The sequence below is a fragment of the Mesorhizobium sp. 128a genome (genome assembly GCF_053848025.1).
The window spans coordinates 104034-120887 of record NZ_JBSPKY010000001.1 but is presented as its reverse complement, the minus strand read 5'-3'; the positions used below and the strand labels follow the sequence as shown (position 1 = coordinate 120887).

General features: G+C 63.3%; 17 protein-coding genes and 1 tRNA gene. 10 read left to right on the top strand and 8 right to left on the bottom strand.

Going from position 1 to position 16854, the window contains the following annotated elements; translation table 11 throughout:
- Window positions 1-62: 62 nt before the first annotated feature.
- The gene (gene chvE / locus ACWTU9_RS00565; RefSeq protein WP_455856641.1) at window positions 63-1133 is read right to left on the bottom strand and encodes a multiple monosaccharide ABC transporter substrate-binding protein; all 1071 of its coding nucleotides are present in this window, start codon (window positions 1131-1133) and stop codon (window positions 63-65) included.
- A 295-nt stretch (window positions 1134-1428) separates the two neighbouring features.
- Between chvE and ACWTU9_RS00560 the strand changes: the two genes are divergently transcribed.
- Both ACWTU9_RS00560 and ACWTU9_RS00555 read left to right on the top strand, forming a co-directional pair.
- Window positions 1429-2418, top strand: coding sequence for a LysR family transcriptional regulator (locus ACWTU9_RS00560; RefSeq protein ID WP_455857114.1), 990 nt, complete (start codon window positions 1429-1431; stop codon window positions 2416-2418).
- A gap of 176 nt (window positions 2419-2594) precedes the next feature.
- Window positions 2595-3050, top strand: a complete 456-nt coding sequence (locus ACWTU9_RS00555; protein WP_455856640.1) for a hypothetical protein — start codon at window positions 2595-2597, stop codon at window positions 3048-3050.
- Window positions 3051-3153: 103 nt separating this feature from the next.
- On the opposite strand, the gene ACWTU9_RS00550 is transcribed toward ACWTU9_RS00555, so the two are convergent.
- Window positions 3154-3227: transfer RNA gene (locus ACWTU9_RS00550), tRNA-Gly, on the bottom strand.
- Between the two features lie 371 nt (window positions 3228-3598).
- On the opposite strand from ACWTU9_RS00550, the gene ACWTU9_RS00545 reads away from it, so the two are divergent.
- Together ACWTU9_RS00545 and ACWTU9_RS00540 are read left to right on the top strand one after the other, a co-directional pair.
- Window positions 3599-3910, top strand: a complete 312-nt coding sequence (locus tag ACWTU9_RS00545; RefSeq protein ID WP_455856639.1) for a hypothetical protein — start codon at window positions 3599-3601, stop codon at window positions 3908-3910.
- Window positions 3911-4092: 182 nt separating this feature from the next.
- Entirely contained in the window at window positions 4093-4356 is a 264-nt protein-coding gene (locus tag ACWTU9_RS00540) for a DUF6460 domain-containing protein (protein WP_454588008.1), read from the top strand.
- Window positions 4357-4445: 89 nt separating this feature from the next.
- On the opposite strand, the gene ACWTU9_RS00535 is transcribed toward ACWTU9_RS00540, so the two are convergent.
- The gene (locus ACWTU9_RS00535) at window positions 4446-5348 is read right to left on the bottom strand and encodes a histone deacetylase family protein (protein ID WP_455856638.1); all 903 of its coding nucleotides are present in this window, start codon (window positions 5346-5348) and stop codon (window positions 4446-4448) included.
- A gap of 114 nt (window positions 5349-5462) precedes the next feature.
- Here ACWTU9_RS00535 and ACWTU9_RS00530 point away from each other — a divergent pair, with 114 nt between their 5' ends.
- Window positions 5463-6800, top strand: a complete 1338-nt coding sequence (locus ACWTU9_RS00530) for an MATE family efflux transporter (protein ID WP_455857113.1) — start codon at window positions 5463-5465, stop codon at window positions 6798-6800.
- 3 nt (window positions 6801-6803) lie between these two features.
- Here the strand turns inward: ACWTU9_RS00530 and ACWTU9_RS00525 are convergent, their stop codons facing one another.
- The 3 genes from ACWTU9_RS00525 to ACWTU9_RS00515 all read right to left on the bottom strand — a co-directional run bounded on the left by ACWTU9_RS00525 (window position 6804) and on the right by ACWTU9_RS00515 (window position 8648).
- A complete protein-coding gene (locus ACWTU9_RS00525; RefSeq protein WP_455856637.1) occupies window positions 6804-7118 on the bottom strand; it encodes a hypothetical protein in 315 nt (104 codons plus the stop codon).
- Between the two features lie 106 nt (window positions 7119-7224).
- Window positions 7225-8301, bottom strand: a complete 1077-nt coding sequence (locus ACWTU9_RS00520; RefSeq protein ID WP_455856636.1) for a quinone-dependent dihydroorotate dehydrogenase — start codon at window positions 8299-8301, stop codon at window positions 7225-7227.
- A complete protein-coding gene (locus ACWTU9_RS00515; protein WP_455856635.1) occupies window positions 8298-8648 on the bottom strand; it encodes a DUF952 domain-containing protein in 351 nt (116 codons plus the stop codon). Before ACWTU9_RS00515 ends, ACWTU9_RS00520 begins: the two co-directional genes overlap by 4 nt.
- Window positions 8649-8754: 106 nt before the next feature.
- Between ACWTU9_RS00515 and ACWTU9_RS00510 the strand changes: the two genes are divergently transcribed.
- Window positions 8755-9183 (top strand): hypothetical protein, encoded by a 429-nt coding sequence (locus tag ACWTU9_RS00510; protein WP_455856634.1) that lies wholly within the window; start codon window positions 8755-8757, stop codon window positions 9181-9183.
- Window positions 9184-9306: 123 nt separating this feature from the next.
- On the top strand, window positions 9307-9966 hold the full coding sequence (locus ACWTU9_RS00505) for a response regulator (RefSeq protein ID WP_455856633.1): 660 nt from the start codon (window positions 9307-9309) through the stop codon (window positions 9964-9966).
- 54 nt (window positions 9967-10020) lie between these two features.
- On the opposite strand, the gene ACWTU9_RS00500 is transcribed toward ACWTU9_RS00505, so the two are convergent.
- Window positions 10021-10671 (bottom strand): O-methyltransferase, encoded by a 651-nt coding sequence (locus tag ACWTU9_RS00500; protein WP_455856632.1) that lies wholly within the window; start codon window positions 10669-10671, stop codon window positions 10021-10023.
- A 94-nt stretch (window positions 10672-10765) separates the two neighbouring features.
- Here ACWTU9_RS00500 and ACWTU9_RS00495 point away from each other — a divergent pair, with 94 nt between their 5' ends.
- Complete coding sequence (locus ACWTU9_RS00495) at window positions 10766-11398, top strand: TetR family transcriptional regulator (RefSeq protein ID WP_455856631.1); 633 nt, start codon at window positions 10766-10768, stop codon at window positions 11396-11398.
- A 15-nt stretch (window positions 11399-11413) separates the two neighbouring features.
- Here the strand turns inward: ACWTU9_RS00495 and ACWTU9_RS00490 are convergent, their stop codons facing one another.
- Entirely contained in the window at window positions 11414-14902 is a 3489-nt protein-coding gene (locus ACWTU9_RS00490; protein WP_455856630.1) for a PAS domain-containing hybrid sensor histidine kinase/response regulator, read from the bottom strand.
- 252 nt (window positions 14903-15154) lie between these two features.
- Between ACWTU9_RS00490 and mscL the strand changes: the two genes are divergently transcribed.
- Both mscL and ACWTU9_RS00480 read left to right on the top strand, forming a co-directional pair.
- Window positions 15155-15577 carry a large conductance mechanosensitive channel protein MscL gene (gene mscL, locus ACWTU9_RS00485; protein ID WP_454576503.1) on the top strand — a complete coding sequence of 141 codons (423 nt, stop codon included), beginning with the start codon at window positions 15155-15157 and terminating at the stop codon, window positions 15575-15577.
- A gap of 106 nt (window positions 15578-15683) precedes the next feature.
- Window positions 15684-16850, top strand: coding sequence for a pyridoxal phosphate-dependent aminotransferase (locus tag ACWTU9_RS00480; protein ID WP_455856629.1), 1167 nt, complete (start codon window positions 15684-15686; stop codon window positions 16848-16850).
- Window positions 16851-16854: the final 4 nt, after the last annotated feature.

Below are 16854 nucleotides of genomic sequence, written 5' to 3'. Positions count from 1 at the left end.
GGGCTCGCTGGTGAACGAAAAGGGGCCCTGCGTTGCGCAGGACCCCTGATTTTACAACCGGATTACTTCAGTTCGTCGGCCTTGATGTAGCCGGAGTCGACGACCAGTGCCTGGTAGTTCGACTTGTCGACATCATGCGGCGTCAGCAGGATCGAGGGAACGACCTTGACGTCGTTGTTGTAGGTCTTTTCATCGAGGCCTTCCGGCTTGCCGCCCGAGAGCACCTTGTCGACGAGCTCGACGGTGGCCTTGGCCAGTTCGCGGGTATCCTTGAACACGGTCGAGTACTGCTCGCCCGAGATGATCAGCTTGACCGAGGCGGTCTCGGCGTCCTGGCCGGTCACGATCGGCCATGGCTGAGCGTCGGTGCCGTAGCCGACGGCGCGCAGCGAGGCGGTGATGCCGCGCGACAGGCCGTCATAGGGCGACAGAACGCCATCGACGCGGCTGCCATCCGAGTAGTTGGCGGAGAGCAGGTTGTCCATGCGCGCCTGGGCGGTGGCGGCGAGCCAGCGCAGCGTGCCGACCTTGTCCATGCCGGTCTGGCCGGACTTGATCTTGATCGAGCCGTCATCGATCAGCGGCTGCAGGACGGAGATGGCGCCGTTGTAGAAGAAGAAGGCGTTGTTGTCGTCCGGCGAGCCGCCGAACAGCTCGACGTTCCAAGGCTTGGTGTTCGGGAAACGCTCCTTGAGACCCTTGACCAGCGAGTTCGCCTGGATCACGCCGACGCCGAAATTGTCGAAGGTGGTGTAGTAGTCGACATTGGCGGTCTTCTTGATCAGGCGGTCATAGGCGACGACGACGACGCCGGCGTCAGCGGCCTTCTGCAGCGCATCCGAGAGCGTGGTGCCGTCGATCGAGGCGATAATCAGCGCCTTCGGACCCTTGGTGATTTCGTTTTCCAGCTGGCTGAGCTGGTTGGGGATGTCGTCCTGCGCGTATTGCAGGTCGACCGTGTAGCCGAGAGCCTCGAGCTGGGACTTGACGGCGTCGCCGTCATTGATCCAGCGCTGCGAAGTCTTGGTCGGCATCAGCACGCCGACGAGACCCTTGTCGGCGGCGTGCGCCTGATAGCTCATGGCAGCAATGCCAAGGGCCGCGACTGCGGCCAGTGTCTTGATGATTTTCACGTAAAACTCTCCCTGGTTGATGGACGCGACACCTCGGGGCTTCGCGGGCCGCGCAGTCGGGCGGATGCGCCAAAGCGCCGCCGCCGTCATATCGATCTCCGGTATCCTCCCAATCGGCCCTCAGTACCTGATTTCAATCGATACGATTCTGCTCGTCATCGACCGTCAAGTCTTGAGGACGCGCGAAGGGTGTGTCCCTTTGCCATAACTGTCAAATGCGATCTTCGGTGGTTGCTATACCGAAACCGGTATATGACTGATGCGGATCGGAACCGTGGCGGGAGCGGGTAAGAGCATGGCGGCGTTGGGAAATCATCGGGGAATTTCAGGCAGTTACGATGAATTGCCGGGCGATGGTGAAACACTTCTGCGCAGTGGGCTCAGCCTGCGCCACATGCGTATGATCGCGGCGCTCGACGATCACGGTCGGGTGAGCGCGGCGGCGCAGGTGATGAACATCTCGCAACCGGCGGCCTCGCGCATGATTTCCGAGATGGAAGCAGTGCTTGGGGTGAAGCTCTGCGAAAGGCTGCCGCGCGGCATCACCTTGACGCCTTACGGCAAGGCGCTGGCCAGGCGCGCGCGTTCGATCCTGCTCGAAATGCGCGAGGCTGACCGCGAAATATCCGAACTCAAGGCCGGCAAGGGTGGTTCGGTGTTCCTCGGCGCGGTCACCGCGCCGGCGATCGAACTGGCGGTGCCGGCGATTCGCGAGATCCGCCGCCTCTACCCGCGCATCGAGATTACCATGCAGGTCGAAACCTCCAACGTGCTGGCGCGCGAGCTGATTGCCACGCGCCATGATTTCATCATCGCGCGCATCCCCGACGACCTCAATCCGCGCCTGTTCGAATCGCGCGTCATCGGCGTCGAGAAGGCCTGCCTGATCGTGCGCCGCGGCCATCCGCTGAGCAATGGCAAGGCGGTGCGGCTGGAGGATACCGCCGCCTATGACTGGGTCTTCCAGTCTGGCGGCTCGCCATTGCGCCAGGCGATGGAAAGCAATTTTTTGAACCGCAGCATCGCGTTGCCGGACCGCATCCTCAACACCAGCTCTTTGCTGCTCACCCTGGTCATGGTGGCGCAGTCCGACGCCATCGCCCCGGTGTCGATCCAGGTGGCAAAATTCATCCAGAACCCCGACGGTCTCGCCGGCGCCATCGACGTCGTCCAGACCGAGTTCGACATCGAGGTCCGGCCCTACAGCCTGATCACGGTAAAGAACCGCGCGCTGTCGCCGGCAGCCAAGATGCTGCACGATTTCATTTTGCGCGAGGTGGGGTAGGGCCGGAGCTGCGGCCGGAAGCGAAGGCCGAGCGGCGCCGTGCTTGCGCGCGAGGGCCGCTCGGAGGATGCGCTCGCGCTCGTGTAACAGCCCGATCGGAAGATTGATGAGCGTTGCCTAATGTTAACCATCTTGATGCTAGCCTAGGCCCCGCGAGACAAACGCGAGACCCCGGAATGAAAATCGATCTGCTGCCTGCAAAGCTTGAATGGACGTTGAAGACCTTGGCGATTGGACTCTTCGCCGCCATTCTGACGACGCCGCCCGCGAATGCCGAAACGGTCGGCGACAATCCCGGTGGCCAGATCGTGAACTTCGCCCTGCACATCGCCAAACTGCGCGCCGCCGACGAGCCGGTGAGCTTCGAGGGCGCGTGCGACAGCGCCTGCACGCTCTACCTGTCGCTGCCCGTCGAGCAGCTTTGCGTGACCCCGCACGCCTCCTTCGGCTTTCACCTTCCTTTCGGGGTCGGCGCGCGGCAGAACGCGATCGCCGCCAACTACCTGATCTCGCAATACCCGGACTGGGTGCGGCAATGGATCGATGAGCATGGCGGCCTGACGCATACCATAGTGCGCATGGAAGCCGACGAGGTGGCAAAGCACCTTCCTTTGTGCGGCGTGCTGGCATAAACGGGCCGCGGCGGCGCCGGACAGGTTGCCGGCGCGCCTAACCAGACGGCGCCCGGCCTGCGGCAGGGCGCCGGAAAGGGTCCACCCAATCGTTTGATTCTGCTGGAGCGGGTAGAGGGAATCGAACCCTCGCGTTCAGCTTGGGAAGCTGACAAGCTACCATTACATCATACCCGCGTCGGTCTCTCGATATCATGATGGGCCTGCATCGGGCAATCGCCCTTGGACAGCTGTTGGGAAACGGCTGTTGGAAACCTCGCCAGCGGGAGCATCACTTTCGCCCGGGAAGTTCCGTGCGCACGCGCGCGCCGCGCCATGAACCATCCAGAATCCGGATCGTCCCGTCATGCAGCCCGGCGATCTGGCGGGCGAGGTTGAGGCCGAGGCCGGCGCCGCGCGATTGCGGCTGCAGACGACTACACGGTCGGGCCTGAGGCACAGGTCTTTTCGGCAACCTGACGCTCTATGGGCAAGCCTTCTACGGCAAGGTCGATCTGGATTTCGACAATCCGACCGAGTGGGGCGTTCGCGGTGTTGCGCGCTATTTCGTGCAGCCGAACCTGCGACTCGACGGCGAAGTTGCCTTCAACAGGGTTGGCTTCGATTTTGCCGATTTCGATACGGTCAGTCTTGCAGCCCAGGCCACGTATCGGTTCGAAGGTACACCATGGTCGCTGTTCGGCCGCTACCAACACGACCGAATTTCGGTCGAATCCGAAACTTTCAACACCAGCAACAAGTACATGATCGGTCTGCGCGCCAGCTTTGGCAGCAGGACGCTGTTCGACGAAGATCGCAATGGCGCGACGATGGACACCTATCGGTCCAATTCCATCTTGCCCTTCGGCGGGGCAAGCTAGGTAAGCATTGGCGAAGATCGAACCGCAGCGGCTGACCTCACGGCTTGTCCGCAATATGTCGGAGGGATACCTGCTAGACGGTGCTCGGCGACTGCGGAGCCGCCGCGGCTTGATGCAAGGCGGCCAAGTGCGTATCTCTGAGCCTGTGCCCGAATCCGGCACCCGAATCTGGAGGCAGGCCCTTGTCCGCACTGACGCGCTTTCTCGGCGACTCGCCCGTCAGGGTGATCGTCAAGCTGTTGGTCGTGTCGTTCCTCGTCGGCCTGGTGATGAACGCGTTCGGCTGGACGCCGATGGACGTGTTCTACCGCATCCAGGGATTCTTTATCGATCTGTGGAATCTCGGCTTCAACGCCGTCTATCGCTTCTTCGGCTATATCCTGCTTGGCGCCGCGATCGTGGTGCCGGTCTTCATCCTGCTCAGGGTTGCAAATTACCGGAAGTGAGTCGGGAGCATGATCCCGAACCGCAGGTCCGCGTCAGCGAAACTTGGAAGCCGGTTTTCGGAAAAGATCATGCTCAAATCTGAGGTTCCTCAGGCGTAAACTGACGCTACCTCGAACAGGATGGCGTGGCGTGCCGCCAGTGCCGCCACATCGGTCGAATAGCCGCCGCCAATGACGCCGCAGACCGGAATATCCAGCGCGCGGAAATGGCCGATCACCATTTCGTCGCGGGTGCGCAAGCCGTCATCGCTAAGCGAGAGCCGGCCAAGCCGGTCCTCGGCATGGACGTCGACACCGGCATTGTAGAAGACGATGTCCCAAGGCGCCTTGGCCGAGAGCTCCGGCAGGAGGACGCCCAGCCGCTCGAGATAGACCGCATCGCCGGTGCCGTCCGGCAGCGCGACGTCGAGGTCGGAGGCGATCTTGCGCACGGGATAATTGCGCTCGCCATGCATGGAGAAGGTAAAGGCGCGTGGTTCGTCTTTCAGGATGTCCGCGGTGCCGTCGCCCTGGTGGACGTCAAGATCGACGACCAAGATGTTCTGCACGGCACCTTCGCCGAGCAGCACCAGCGAAGCGACGGCGACGTCGTTGAAGGTGCAGAAGCCGGCGCCTTGCGCGCGCCGCGCATGGTGGCTGCCGCCGGCGCTGTTGCAGGCAATGCCGCTGACCAGCGCCAACCGTGCCGCCAGCACCGTGCCGCCGGCGGCGAGCTGCGCTCTCAGCGAAACGCGTGGCCCGACGGGAAAGCCGATCTCGCGCTCGATCTTTTCAGGCACCGCACAAGCGATCACCTGGTCGACATAGTCGGCCGCATGGGCAAGCTTCAGCCAGGAGGCCAGCGCCGGTTCCGGCATCGACAGTGCGCTGGACCCGATCAGACCTCGCGTATGCAAGGCCTGCATCAGCAGCGGATATTTGCTCATCGGAAAACGATGATTGACGGCAAAGCCGGCATCGTAGTCGGGGTGGTGGACGATCTGCAGGGGCATCAGGGCTCGCGCCAAGGTCGATAATTCGGTTGGCCATTGCGGCGTGAGTGATTGCGCGGTGGCCGGAAAATGGGGCACATCGGCTGTTCGATCAAGCAGCAAGGCAGCAATCTCTTGGACCAGGGCGCAATCCCAGCCGACGCGAAGCCCTTCGCCGTCACCAACAGTTCGGTGCTTGCCATCGCGGTGCCGATGACGCTGGCCTATCTGACGACGCCTCTGCTCGGCATCGTCGATACGGCGGTGGTCGGGCAGTTTGGCGACGCGGCCCTGCTCGGCGGCCTGGCGGCCGGCGCGCTGGTCTTCGACGTCGTCTTCAACACCTTCAATTTCCTGCGCTCCGGCACCACCGGCCTCGTCGCCCAGGCTTTCGGCCGCGGCGACCAGTTGGAGGAGCAGGCGGTGTTCTGGCGCGCCGTGCTGATCGCGGTCGCCGCCGGCATCGCGCTTGTCGCCCTTGCGCCGCTGATAGCCATCGCCGGCCAGAAATTCATCGGCGCCGAACCGCGCGTCAGCGAGGCGATGGGCGTCTATATCAGGATCAGGATGCTCGCTGCCCCCTTCGCGCTGATCAACTACGCCATCCTCGGCTATGTGCTGGGGCGCGGCGAGGGCGGGCTTGGGCTGATGCTGCAGGCGGTGCTCAACGGCATCAACATCTTGCTCTGCATCCTGCTCGGCCTGAAGCTCGGCTGGGGCGTCGCCGGCGTCGCCTGGGCGACCGTCACCGGCGAGTTGCTGGCCATGCTGCTTGGCCTCGCCATCGTCGTCTGGCGCTTCAGGGCCGCGCCCGTTCTGCCGCGCCATCGCCTGCTCGACATGGCCGCCTTCCTGCGCATGCTCTCGCTAAACCGCGACATCATGATCCGCTCGTTCTCGCTGCTCGCCGCTTTCGCGCTGTTCACCCGCCAGGGCGCGCAGTTCGGCACGCTGACGCTGGCCGCCAACGCCGTGCTGATGAACTTCTTCCTCGTCGCCGGCTATTTCCTCGATGGCTTCGCCACCGCCGCCGAACAACTGGCCGGACGCGCCATCGGTGCCCGCGCCGAAACCTCGTTTCGCCGGGCGGTGCAATTGACGCTGTTCTGGGGTTTCGGCCTGGCGGGAACCGCCACGCTGATCTTCTGGCTCGGCGGCGCCGGCCTGGTCGCGCTGATCACCACATCGCAGAACGTTCGCGACGTCGCCGATGTCTATCTGGCATGGGCCGCGCTAACCCCGCTCAGCGGCGTGCTGGCCTTCCAGATGGACGGCGTCTTCATCGGCGCAACGTGGTCACGCGACATGCGCAACATGATGCTGTTGTCGTTCCTGGCCTTCAGCGCCGCCTTGCTCACTCTGGGGCCGGCCCTGGGCAATCACGGCCTGTGGGCGGCGCTGCATGTCTTCCTGCTGGTGCGCGGCATCAGCCTGCTGACGATTTTGTCGCGAAGGGTGCGGACGGCGTTTTAGCGCTCAGAAACGGCCACTGGCCCAATTTCGCGTCAGTTCGCCCGCCGCCTCGCAGACGTTGATGGCAGTCTTGGGGGCGGAAGGCGCAAGCGCCGCTACAACTGAATCGCAGCTCCTGACGGGGTGCCCGGCATAAGGCATATCGGAATAGGCAAGGAAACAAACGGCCGCTGACTGCAATGCGGTTGTCGACGACGCGTTCTCGGGCAAGGCTTTCCTAGCTGCCTCATGGCAAAGTTGCCGCACATAGGGCTCCAGTTGACCATCGCCGAAGGGGCCAACCATTGACGCAAGAATGAAAATCGCTGTCAATTGCATTGCTGCCTCGCTTGTCAATCGAAGAAGCCGACAGGTCTTGTGTGTTCTAACTATGGCGCGAGACGGACTGAAACTACGCGCGCGGCGGATAGTCGGGGCGGAAAAATCAAAGCCGTTTGGCCGCCCAGTTTTTGAGTCGACTGTCGCGCAAATCGCGCAAGGACTTCAGCCTTTCCCGTTCCGCAAAGCGCACCATGCCGGCAAGGATGCGGCCGGGCAGAGCGGGGCCGGCATAGATCATGCCGGTGTAGAGCTGGACGAGATCGGCGCCCGCGCGGATTTTTTCCAGCGCAGTCTCGGCCGAATCGACGCCGCCGACGCCGATGATGGCCCGCTCCGGCCCGAGCAACTTGCGCATCTTGGCCAGCACGATGGTCGAACGCTCGAACAGCGGTTTTCCCGAGAGACCACCGGTTTCGCCCGCTACGGCCGTGCTGTGCAATCCGGCCCGCGCGAGCGTCGTGTTGGAAACGATGACGCCATCGATCTGCTTTTCGCTTACCTCGGCGGCGATGTCTTCCAGCTCTGCCTCGACCAGATCCGGCGCGATCTTGAGGAAGACGGGCGGCTGCGCCGAAGCTGCTGCACGCGCCGACATGACCCGAGACAACAGATCGCCGAGTTGTTCGCGCGCCTGCATGTTGCGCAGGCCGGGCGTGTTGGGCGACGAGATGTTGACGGTGAGATAGCTGGCGTATTTCGCAAAGCGGGAGACGCCCAGCTCATAGTCACCGACACGATCGGCGCTGTCCTTGTTGGCGCCGATGTTGACGCCGACAATACCGCCGCGTCCCTTACGCGCGGCAAGGCGCTTCTCGGCCGCCTCGTGGCCCTCATTGTTGAAGCCCAGCCGGTTGATCACCGCATCGTCCTCCGTCAGCCGGAAGATGCGCGGCTTCGGATTGCCCGACTGCGGCAGCGGCGTCACCGTGCCGGCCTCGGCAAAGCCGAAGCCGAGACCAAGCAGTGCATCCGGCACTTCGGCGTTCTTGTCATAGCCGGCGGCCATGCCGAGCGGGTTCAGAAAATCGAGACCACATAGGCTGACCTTCAGCCGGTCGTCGCGCACCGGCCGCGCGCCGACCGGCAGACCGCATCGCAGCGCCGCGATCGACATGCCGTGCGCCGTTTCGGGATCGAAGGTGAACAGCAGTTTCTGGCCGATGCGGTCGAGCACGCTCATTCACCCTCCAGCGCCGGAAACTGGTGCGCGCCACCAGGGCCGAGCGGCAATGGCCGCACCCACAGCACGGCGTTCGTTTCGAGCACACCATAGAGATGGGGGAACAGCGCGCCGCCGCGCGAGACCTCGTATTTCAGCGCTTCGCCCAGCCGGGCCCCATCGATGGCGACCAGCACCAGATTCGTCTGGCCGGCGAAATGCTTTGCCGCCGTTTCCCTGGCCTGGGGTCCGGTGGAGAAATGGATGAAGCCATCGGCGATATCGATCGGCGCACCGGTGAAATGGCCGTTTTTCTCGGCCTCGCGCCAAAGGGCTTCGGGCGCGATCTTGTAGATAATCTGAGACATAGCTGCGCTATAATCCGGATGGCTCATGCGGGGAAGGGCAACTCTTCCGCATTTGCGGCGCAAAGCTGTGATAGGCTCTCGCACACTGGCTCATGGAGGATGGAACATGCGTCTGCAGCAAATACTGATCCCCGCCGCGCTGGTCTCGCTGGTCGCGGCATCGGCCTGGTCCGAGGAGACCGATCGCTACCGGCTGGAAAAATCGGCCAACGGCTACGTCCGCATGGACACACAGACCGGCGCCATGTCGATCTGCGAGGAACGTTCCGGCCAGCTCGTCTGCAAGATGGCGGCCGACGAGCGTGCAGCTTTCCAGGACGAAGTTGACCGTTTGCAGGCCTCGATGAAGGCCATGGACGAACGCGTCACCAAGCTGGAGAATTCGCTGTCCGCCCGCCTCGAATCGAAACTGCCGAGCGAGGAGGATTTCGACAAGACAATGAACTACATGGAGCGCTTCATGCGTGGCTTCATGGGCATCGTCAAGGAGATGGACAATGGCGACGGCGCCAAGCTTGACGGGCAAAAGACCTGAGCTGGCGTCGTGGCTGGGGAAAATTCAGCGGCCGGCCATTGCCGCTTGAAAATGCAACACTTCGCCGCATAATCGTCCGGTCCCGCAAAAGCAGACAATGATAACGGGATTTGGGAGGAATATTTGCCGTCGGGCTACACCTTCGTCATCGCCGACGACCATCCGCTTTTCCGCGGCGCGTTGAAAGAGGCGCTTGCCGGCGTTGGCGATGTTGCCGCCATCCACGAGGCCGGCGATTTCGAGAGCGCCAAGGCACTGGTCGTCGCGCATGAGGATGTCGACCTGGTGCTGCTCGATTTATCGATGCCGGGCGCCAGCGGCCTGTCCGGCCTGATCTCGCTGCGCGGCATACATCCCGCGGTGCCGCTGGTGGTGGTTTCGGCGCATGACGACCCGGTGACGATAAGGCGTGCGCTCGATCTCGGCGCGTCCGGCTTCATCTCCAAATCGGCCAGCATGGAGGAGATTCGCAGCGCCGTGCAGACGGTGCTGGCCGGCGATATCGCCGCGCCCGTCGGCATCGATCTCGGTGTCGAGCGCGACCCCGAGATTTCAGATCTGATCAAGCGGCTACAGGCGCTGACGCCGCAGCAGACGCGTGTGCTCGGCATGCTGGCCGAAGGGCTGCTCAACAAGCAGATCGCCTATGAGCTCAGCGTCTCCGAAGCGACGATCAAGGCGCATGTCTCGGCCATCCTGCAAAAACTCGGCGTCGACAGCCGCACCCAGGCGGTGATCCAGCTGTCCAAGATCGGCAACGACCCGCTGCAGCCGGTGGGTTGAGCGCCGAAGGCGCTCAGCTCTGTTCTGTCCCGGCCAAGCAGTCCGCCGGCGGCCTTAGCGCAACTTCACCGACAGTTCGACGTCGTCGCCGAACGGCGTCGACATGTAGCCTGATGCAGGCGCGCGTACGCGCTCGAGGTATTCGGGGTTGAAATCGGCGTTGTCGGCGATCACCAGCGCGCCGGGCCTGAGCCGGCTTTCGACCAGGCTCAATATCTCAGGGTAGATCGCCTTGGCGCCATCGAGCAGCAAAAGATCGATCGTTTCGGGAAGATCGGCGCTCAGCGTTTGCAGCGCATCGCCCTGGCGGACTTCCACCAGATCGATGAGGCCGCCCTCGGTCAGATTGGCCTTGGCCCGCATCACCTTGGATGGTTCGAACTCGGTGGTGATCAGACGGCCGCCGCCATTGTCCCTGAGTGCCGCGGCAAGATAGAGCGTCGAGATGCCGAACGAGGTGCCGAATTCGATGATGACGCGGGCGCCGCTGCTGCGCGCCAGCATGTAGAGCAGCGTGCCGGTCTCCGGCGAAACCGCGAGCCACAGGTCCTTCAGCCTTCCGTAGAAATCGACATATTCGGTCTTGCTGTGCAGCAGGCGTTCCCTCTCGTCGGGCGAGAAGCCGGCCGCTGCGGGGCTCGACGCTGCTTCCGCCTCCTTGAACAGGCGGGCGAGCAAGGGCGCGAGCGGGGTGAGGGTGGTCATCGAAGTCTCCAGTCGGAAAAACATTGCGTTCTTGTGTCGTGCTGAAAATACGAATAATCCTTCAGGTTTCCAATTCGCATTGCCGGACAGGACCATGACGGAACGTCCAAGCCATTCTATTTCCTTGCGAAAGCAGCCCAAGCAGGCTCGCGCGGTCGAGCTCATTGCGGCGATTTTGGAAGCTGCTGTTCAGGTTCTGGCGAGCGAAGGCGCGCAGCGTTTCACCACCACGCGCGTGGCCGAAAGGGCCGGCGTTAGCGTCGGCTCGCTCTACCAGTATTTCCCCAACAAGGCCGCCCTGCTGTTCCGGTTGCAAAGCGATGAGTGGCAGCAGACGGGCGGCCTGCTGCGCACCATACTCGAGGACAAACAGCGGCCACCGCTGGAGCGGTTGCGCAGGCTTGTCCATGCCTTCATCCACTCGGAGTGCGATGAGGCTGCCGTGCGCGGGGCGCTCAATGACGCCGCTCCGCTTTATCGCGACGCCCCCGAGGCGCACGAGGCAAGGGACGCTGGCGTGCGCACCGTTCAGAACTTTCTGGATGAAGCCTTGCCTGAGGCCCCGGAAGCCGTCCGTACGCTGGCCGGTGGCGTGATCGGCGCGACGCTGAGCTCCGTGGGAAAGGACTTTTCAGGAAGCCCCCGCGCCGACGCCGAGATCGAAGCCTATGCCGATGCCATGGCCGACATGTTCTGCGCCTACCTCGTAAGCCTTGGACACCGCTGAGACGGGCCGGCGTGGCTATTCCGCCGCCGAAGCCAGCGGCCTGACCCTTGATAGCATCGAGCGCAGCACGGCCGGCTTCAGCGGCTTGTTGATCACCGGCACATCGAGGGCGGCGGCAGCGGCACGAACCTCCGTGGAGCGGTCGGCGGTGACCAGCACGGCCGGCAGGTCCCGGCCGTGGATGTCACGCAGCCGCACAATCACGTCGAGGCCGCTCCTGCCGTCGAGATGATAGTCGGCAAGCACGATGTCGGGACGATGGATGTCGACCCTGGTGAAATCCTCCGATCCGGAGAACGTGCCGACGCTGCAGCCCCAGCCTTCGAGCAAAAGCCGCATGCCGTCGAGAATGCGGGCGTCATTGTCGATGCACATGACGCGCAGCCCAGCAAGCGAATTCGCGGTGCGGGCAGGCGCCTTGGGCTCAACCTCGCGCCGCGGCGCCTCAACGGCAGCAATCGGCAGGATGACGGAAAAGCGCGTGCCCTTGCCGGGGTGGGAAAAGATCTGGATCTCGAGCCTGAGCACACGGGCGATGCGGTCGACGATGGAGAGGCCGAGGCCGAGGCCTTCGGCCTCGCGCACGCCTTCATCGAGCCGGGTGAATTCGCGGAACACCGTGTTCAGCTTGTCGCCGGCAATGCCGATGCCGGTGTCGATCACCTGGATCTCGGCGAGCTCGCCGCGCCGCCGCACGCCGACCAGGATGCGGCCATGGCGCGTGTATTTGATGGCGTTGGAGACCAGGTTCTGGATCAGCCGGCGTAACAGATTGCGGTCCGTCATCACGCTGAGCGACGAGGCCATGATCGTCAGGTCGAGTTTCTTTTCGGCGGCGAGTGGCTGAAAATCATTGCCGATCTGGCGCAGCAGCCCGTCCAGCCGGAAGGCGCTGTCATCCGGCTTCATGGCGCCAGCGTCGAGGCGAGAAATGTCGAGCACGGCGCCCAGGATCGTCTCGACCGATTCCAGCGAGGATTCGATGTTGACGGCGGCCTTGCCAGCCGGGCCCTTTCCGGCCTTTTCGATCAACGACGAGCAGTAGAGCCGGGCGGCATTCAAGGGCTGCAGGATGTCGTGGCCGGCGGCGGCGAGGAAGCGCGTCTTGCCGAGATTGGCCTCCTCGGCCAGCATCTGCGCCTGCGCCAGTTCCTCATTGACGCGCGTCAGTTCGACGGTGCGCGTCTTGACCCGCTGCTCCAGTGATTCATTGGCCCGCTTCAGCGCCAGGTCCTGCTCGACGCGCCCCGAAATGTCGGCATAGGTGGCGACGATGCCACCATCCGGCATCGGATTGGAACGCAATTCGAGGATGCGGCCGCTGGTCTTCAACTCCATCTGCCACGGGCTGACGAAGCTGGTCAGACGGTTGAGCATCGCCACACGCTGGTCGGCCGGAATGTCGCCGCGCTCGGCGAGATGCCGCAGGATGCGGTCGAGCGAGACACCGACTTGGCCCATCTCGTCGGGCAGGTCGAACAGCGCGCGATATTGTCTGTTCCAGCAGATCAGACGGAAATCCCGGTCGAACACGGTAATGCCCTGTTCCATCTGGTCGAGCGCGATCTGAAGCAAGTCGCGATTGTGCTGCAACGCCTCGGTGGCGTCGTCGAGCAGGCGGAACGCATCCTTGGATTCGCGGTCGTTGCGGCGAAACAAAAGCGACAGGATCAGCCGCGCCGACGACGAGCCGACCGCGCTCGCCAGCAGCTGCTCGGAAAAGCGGATGACGTCCATGCTGGCCTGCTCATTGCCGTAGAGCGAGACGCCGGTGCTTTTCTCGAAGGACTGGAAGGAGCGCTCGGTGCGCTCGACGCCGAGATAGCGCGAAATGGTGTCCTTCAGCACGTTGACGGTGATGGCGGTGCGGAAGCGGCGCAGGCTTGGCATCGGACTGGCCTCGCGCGGCACAAAGATGGACGCCTGGATGCGTTCCAGCGGCACCGACGCGCGCGACAGCGAGCCAAGGACGAAGAACAGCGTATTGACGGACAGGCTCCAGAGCACGCCGTGATTCAGCGGCTCGGCGACGGTGCCGAACAAGGCCCGCGGCCGCAGCGCTTCGAAACCGAACAGGCCATGCACGACAATGTCGGCGTCGGCTGCCGAGAGCGAAGGCAAAAGCAGCGTGTAGCCCCAGACGAGGATGCCGGCAACCATACCCAGGGCCGCGCCCCGGCCATTGGCGCCGCGCCAGATCAGCCCGCCGATCAGCGCCGGTGCAAACTGGGCGATGGCCGCAAACGACATCAGGCCGATGGAGGAAAGCCGCGCAGAGTTGGTGCTCTCGCGATAGTAGAGGAAGGCGATGAACAAAAGGATGAAGATCGCACCGCGCCGTACATTGAGGATCAGCGTCGACCAGTCCTCATTCTCCGAGGTCGTTGTCTTGAGCAGCCGGCGCACGAACAGCGGGATGATGAGATCGTTGGAGATCATGATCGACAGCGCCACGCTTTCGACGATCACCATGGCGGTCGCCGCCGACAGGCCGCCGATGAAGGCCGCCATGGCAAGCACGTCATGGCCGCTGAACAGTGGCAGTGACAGCACGTAGAGGTCGCTGCTGGTCCTGCCGCCGACCAGCGACAGGCCGGCGAAGGCAATCGGCAGCACGAACAGGTTGATCGCCACGAGATAGAGCGGAAACACCCAGGTCGCGGTGCGCAACTCGGCCTCGCCGCGGTTCTCGACGATGGTGACGTAGAACTGGCGCGGCAGCATGATGATGGCAAAGCCGCTCAGACAGGTCAGCACGAGCCAGGTGGCGAGCGAGGTGTTGTACCCCATCGCCTGCCGCACCTGGTTGTTCTCGGCCAGTTTGTCGATCATATCGCCGGGGCCGCCGAAGATCAGGAAGGTCACCATTAGGCCGATCGCCAGGAAGGCGGCGAGCTTGACCACGGTTTCGACAGCCACCGCCAGCACCAGTCCGTCCTGGTGCTCGGTGGCATCGGCGTGGCGGGTGCCGAACAGCACTGCAAACAGCGCCAAGAGCATGGCCACGACGAGCGAGATGTCGCTGACGAACGGATCGAAGGAGGGCGGCGATCCCGTATAGTGCTCGACCATCAGGCCGACTGAACCGGAAATCGCCTTCAGCTGCAGCGCGATATAGGGCACCGCGCCAATGGTGGCGATCAGCGTGGCGATCGCCGAGACGGCAAAACTCTTGCCGTACCGGGCGCCGAGGAAGTCGGCGATCGAGGTGATCTTCTCGCTCTTGGCCAGCCGCACGATGCGGTTGAGCAGCGGAAAGCCGAACACGAACACCAGCACCGGGCCAGTATAGATGCCGAGGAATTCGAGTCCGCGCTCCGACGACAGGCCGACCGAGCCGAAGAAGGTCCAGGATGTGCAGTAGATGGCGAGGCTGAGCGCATAGATGAAGGGTCGGGCACGACCGGGCCCGGAGGCCGCCGAGCGCCGGTCGCCGAGGCTGGCAATGACGAACAGCAGCGTCACATAGGCGACGGCAATGATGACAATGAACCAGCCCTGCACGGCCCGAAAGTCCTCCTCCAGCCAGTATTCATGCGGCCTGGCCAGACGCAATCACAGCTTTGGGGTCGAGTCCATCGCGGCTTTCGGCGCATGGCGACGACGCGCCGCCTGTCGAGCCCGTGACCTAAGGTAAAGAGAATGCGGTGTTTTCCCGCTTTTGCTTCTGTTGCAACCTCAGGTTTTTGTTACGGTATGCGCGGGCCGGCGCCGAAGGACGGCGGCAGCGCGGCCTGCCATGACAAGGAGGGTCGAATGCTGAAAGAGTTCCAGGAATTCATTTCCAAGGGCAATGTGATGGACTTGGCCGTCGGTGTCATCATCGGCGCTGCCTTCGGCAAGATCGTCGATTCTCTTGTCAACGACATCATCATGCCGATCGTCGGGGCCATCTTAGGCGGACTGGACTTCAACAACTATTTCTTCGGCCTCTCCTCGGCCGTCAACGCTACCTCGCTGGCCGAAGCCAAGAAACAGGGCGCTGTTTTTGCCTATGGCAGCTTCATTACCGTGGCGTTGAACTTCATCATCCTCGCATTCATCATCTTCCTGATGGTCAAGGCCGTGAACAATCTGCGCAAGCGGCTTGAGCGCGAGAAGCCCGCTGCACCAGCGGCTCCGCCGCCGGCTGACGTCGCATTGCTTACCGAAATTCGCGATCTCCTCGCCAGGAAATAGCTCCCCGGCCAGGATCCTTGGACCAAAACCCCGGTCGTCCGCGGCCGGGGTTTTCTGTTTTCGCTTCTGTTAAAAGCACTCACCTGACATCAAAACGGACCTGTCCATGACCTTGATCGATAGCTTGCGCGCCGAAGCCGTTGCCGCCCCTGAAAGCGGCATTGTCGCCGTGGTCAATTACGGGCGCACGCGCGAGGGGATGATCCCGCTCTGGGCCGGTGAAGGCGATTTGCCGACGCCTGCCTTCATCTCCGAAGCCGCCGCCAAGGGGCTCGCCAATGGCGAGACCTTCTACACCTGGCAGAAGGGCATTCCGGAGCTGCGGCAAGCGCTTTCCCGCTACTATCTCAGGCATTTCGGCAAGAATTTCGCCGAGGAAGAATTCATCGCCACCGGTTCCGGCATGCACGCCATCCAACTGGCGCTTGCCGCCGTCGCTGGCAGTGGCGACGAGGTCGTCTATCTCTCCCCGGCCTGGCCGAATTTCGCCGCCGCCGCCGGTGTCTCCGGTGCTACTCCTGTGGCGGTCACGCTCGACCAGTCCGGCAATGGCTGGTCCTGCGATGTCGACAAGATTGCAGCCGCGGTCACGCCCCGCACCAAGGCGCTGTTCGTCAACACGCCCTCCAACCCGACCGGCTGGACCGCCGACAAGGAAACGCTGCAGGCGATCCTCGGTCTCGCCCGTGAAAGAGGCCTGTGGATCATCGCCGACGAAATCTATTCGCTGTTCCACTACGGCCATGGCCGCGCGCCGTCCTTCCTCGACATTTCGACCGAGGAAGACCGCATCCTGTTCGTCAACTCCTTTTCCAAGAACTGGGCGATGACCGGCTGGCGCATCGGCTGGATCAAAACCCATCCCGACCTGCAGCAGGTGTTCGAGAACCTGATCCAGTATTCGACCTCGGGTGTCGCCCAGTTCATGCAGCGCGGCGCCATCGCTGCCCTCGACCACGGCGATGCCTTCATTGTCGAGCAGGTGGAGCGCGCGCACGCGGCACGCGACCTGGTCTGCGACATAATCGGCGCCACCGGCAAGGCGCGCTTCACCGTGCCGCAAGGCGCGTTCTACCTGTTTTTCACGGTCGACGGCATCACCGATCCGCGCCGGGCCGCCTTCGACATCGTCGACAAGGCCAATGTCGGCCTGGCCCCCGGCACCGCCTTCGGCCCCGGCGGTGAAGCGTTTTTGCGGCTGTGTTTCCACCGCCGCCTCGATCAACTCGAGGAAGCAGCGCATCGGTTGGCGAGGTGGATGAAAAGCTTCTGAGCCG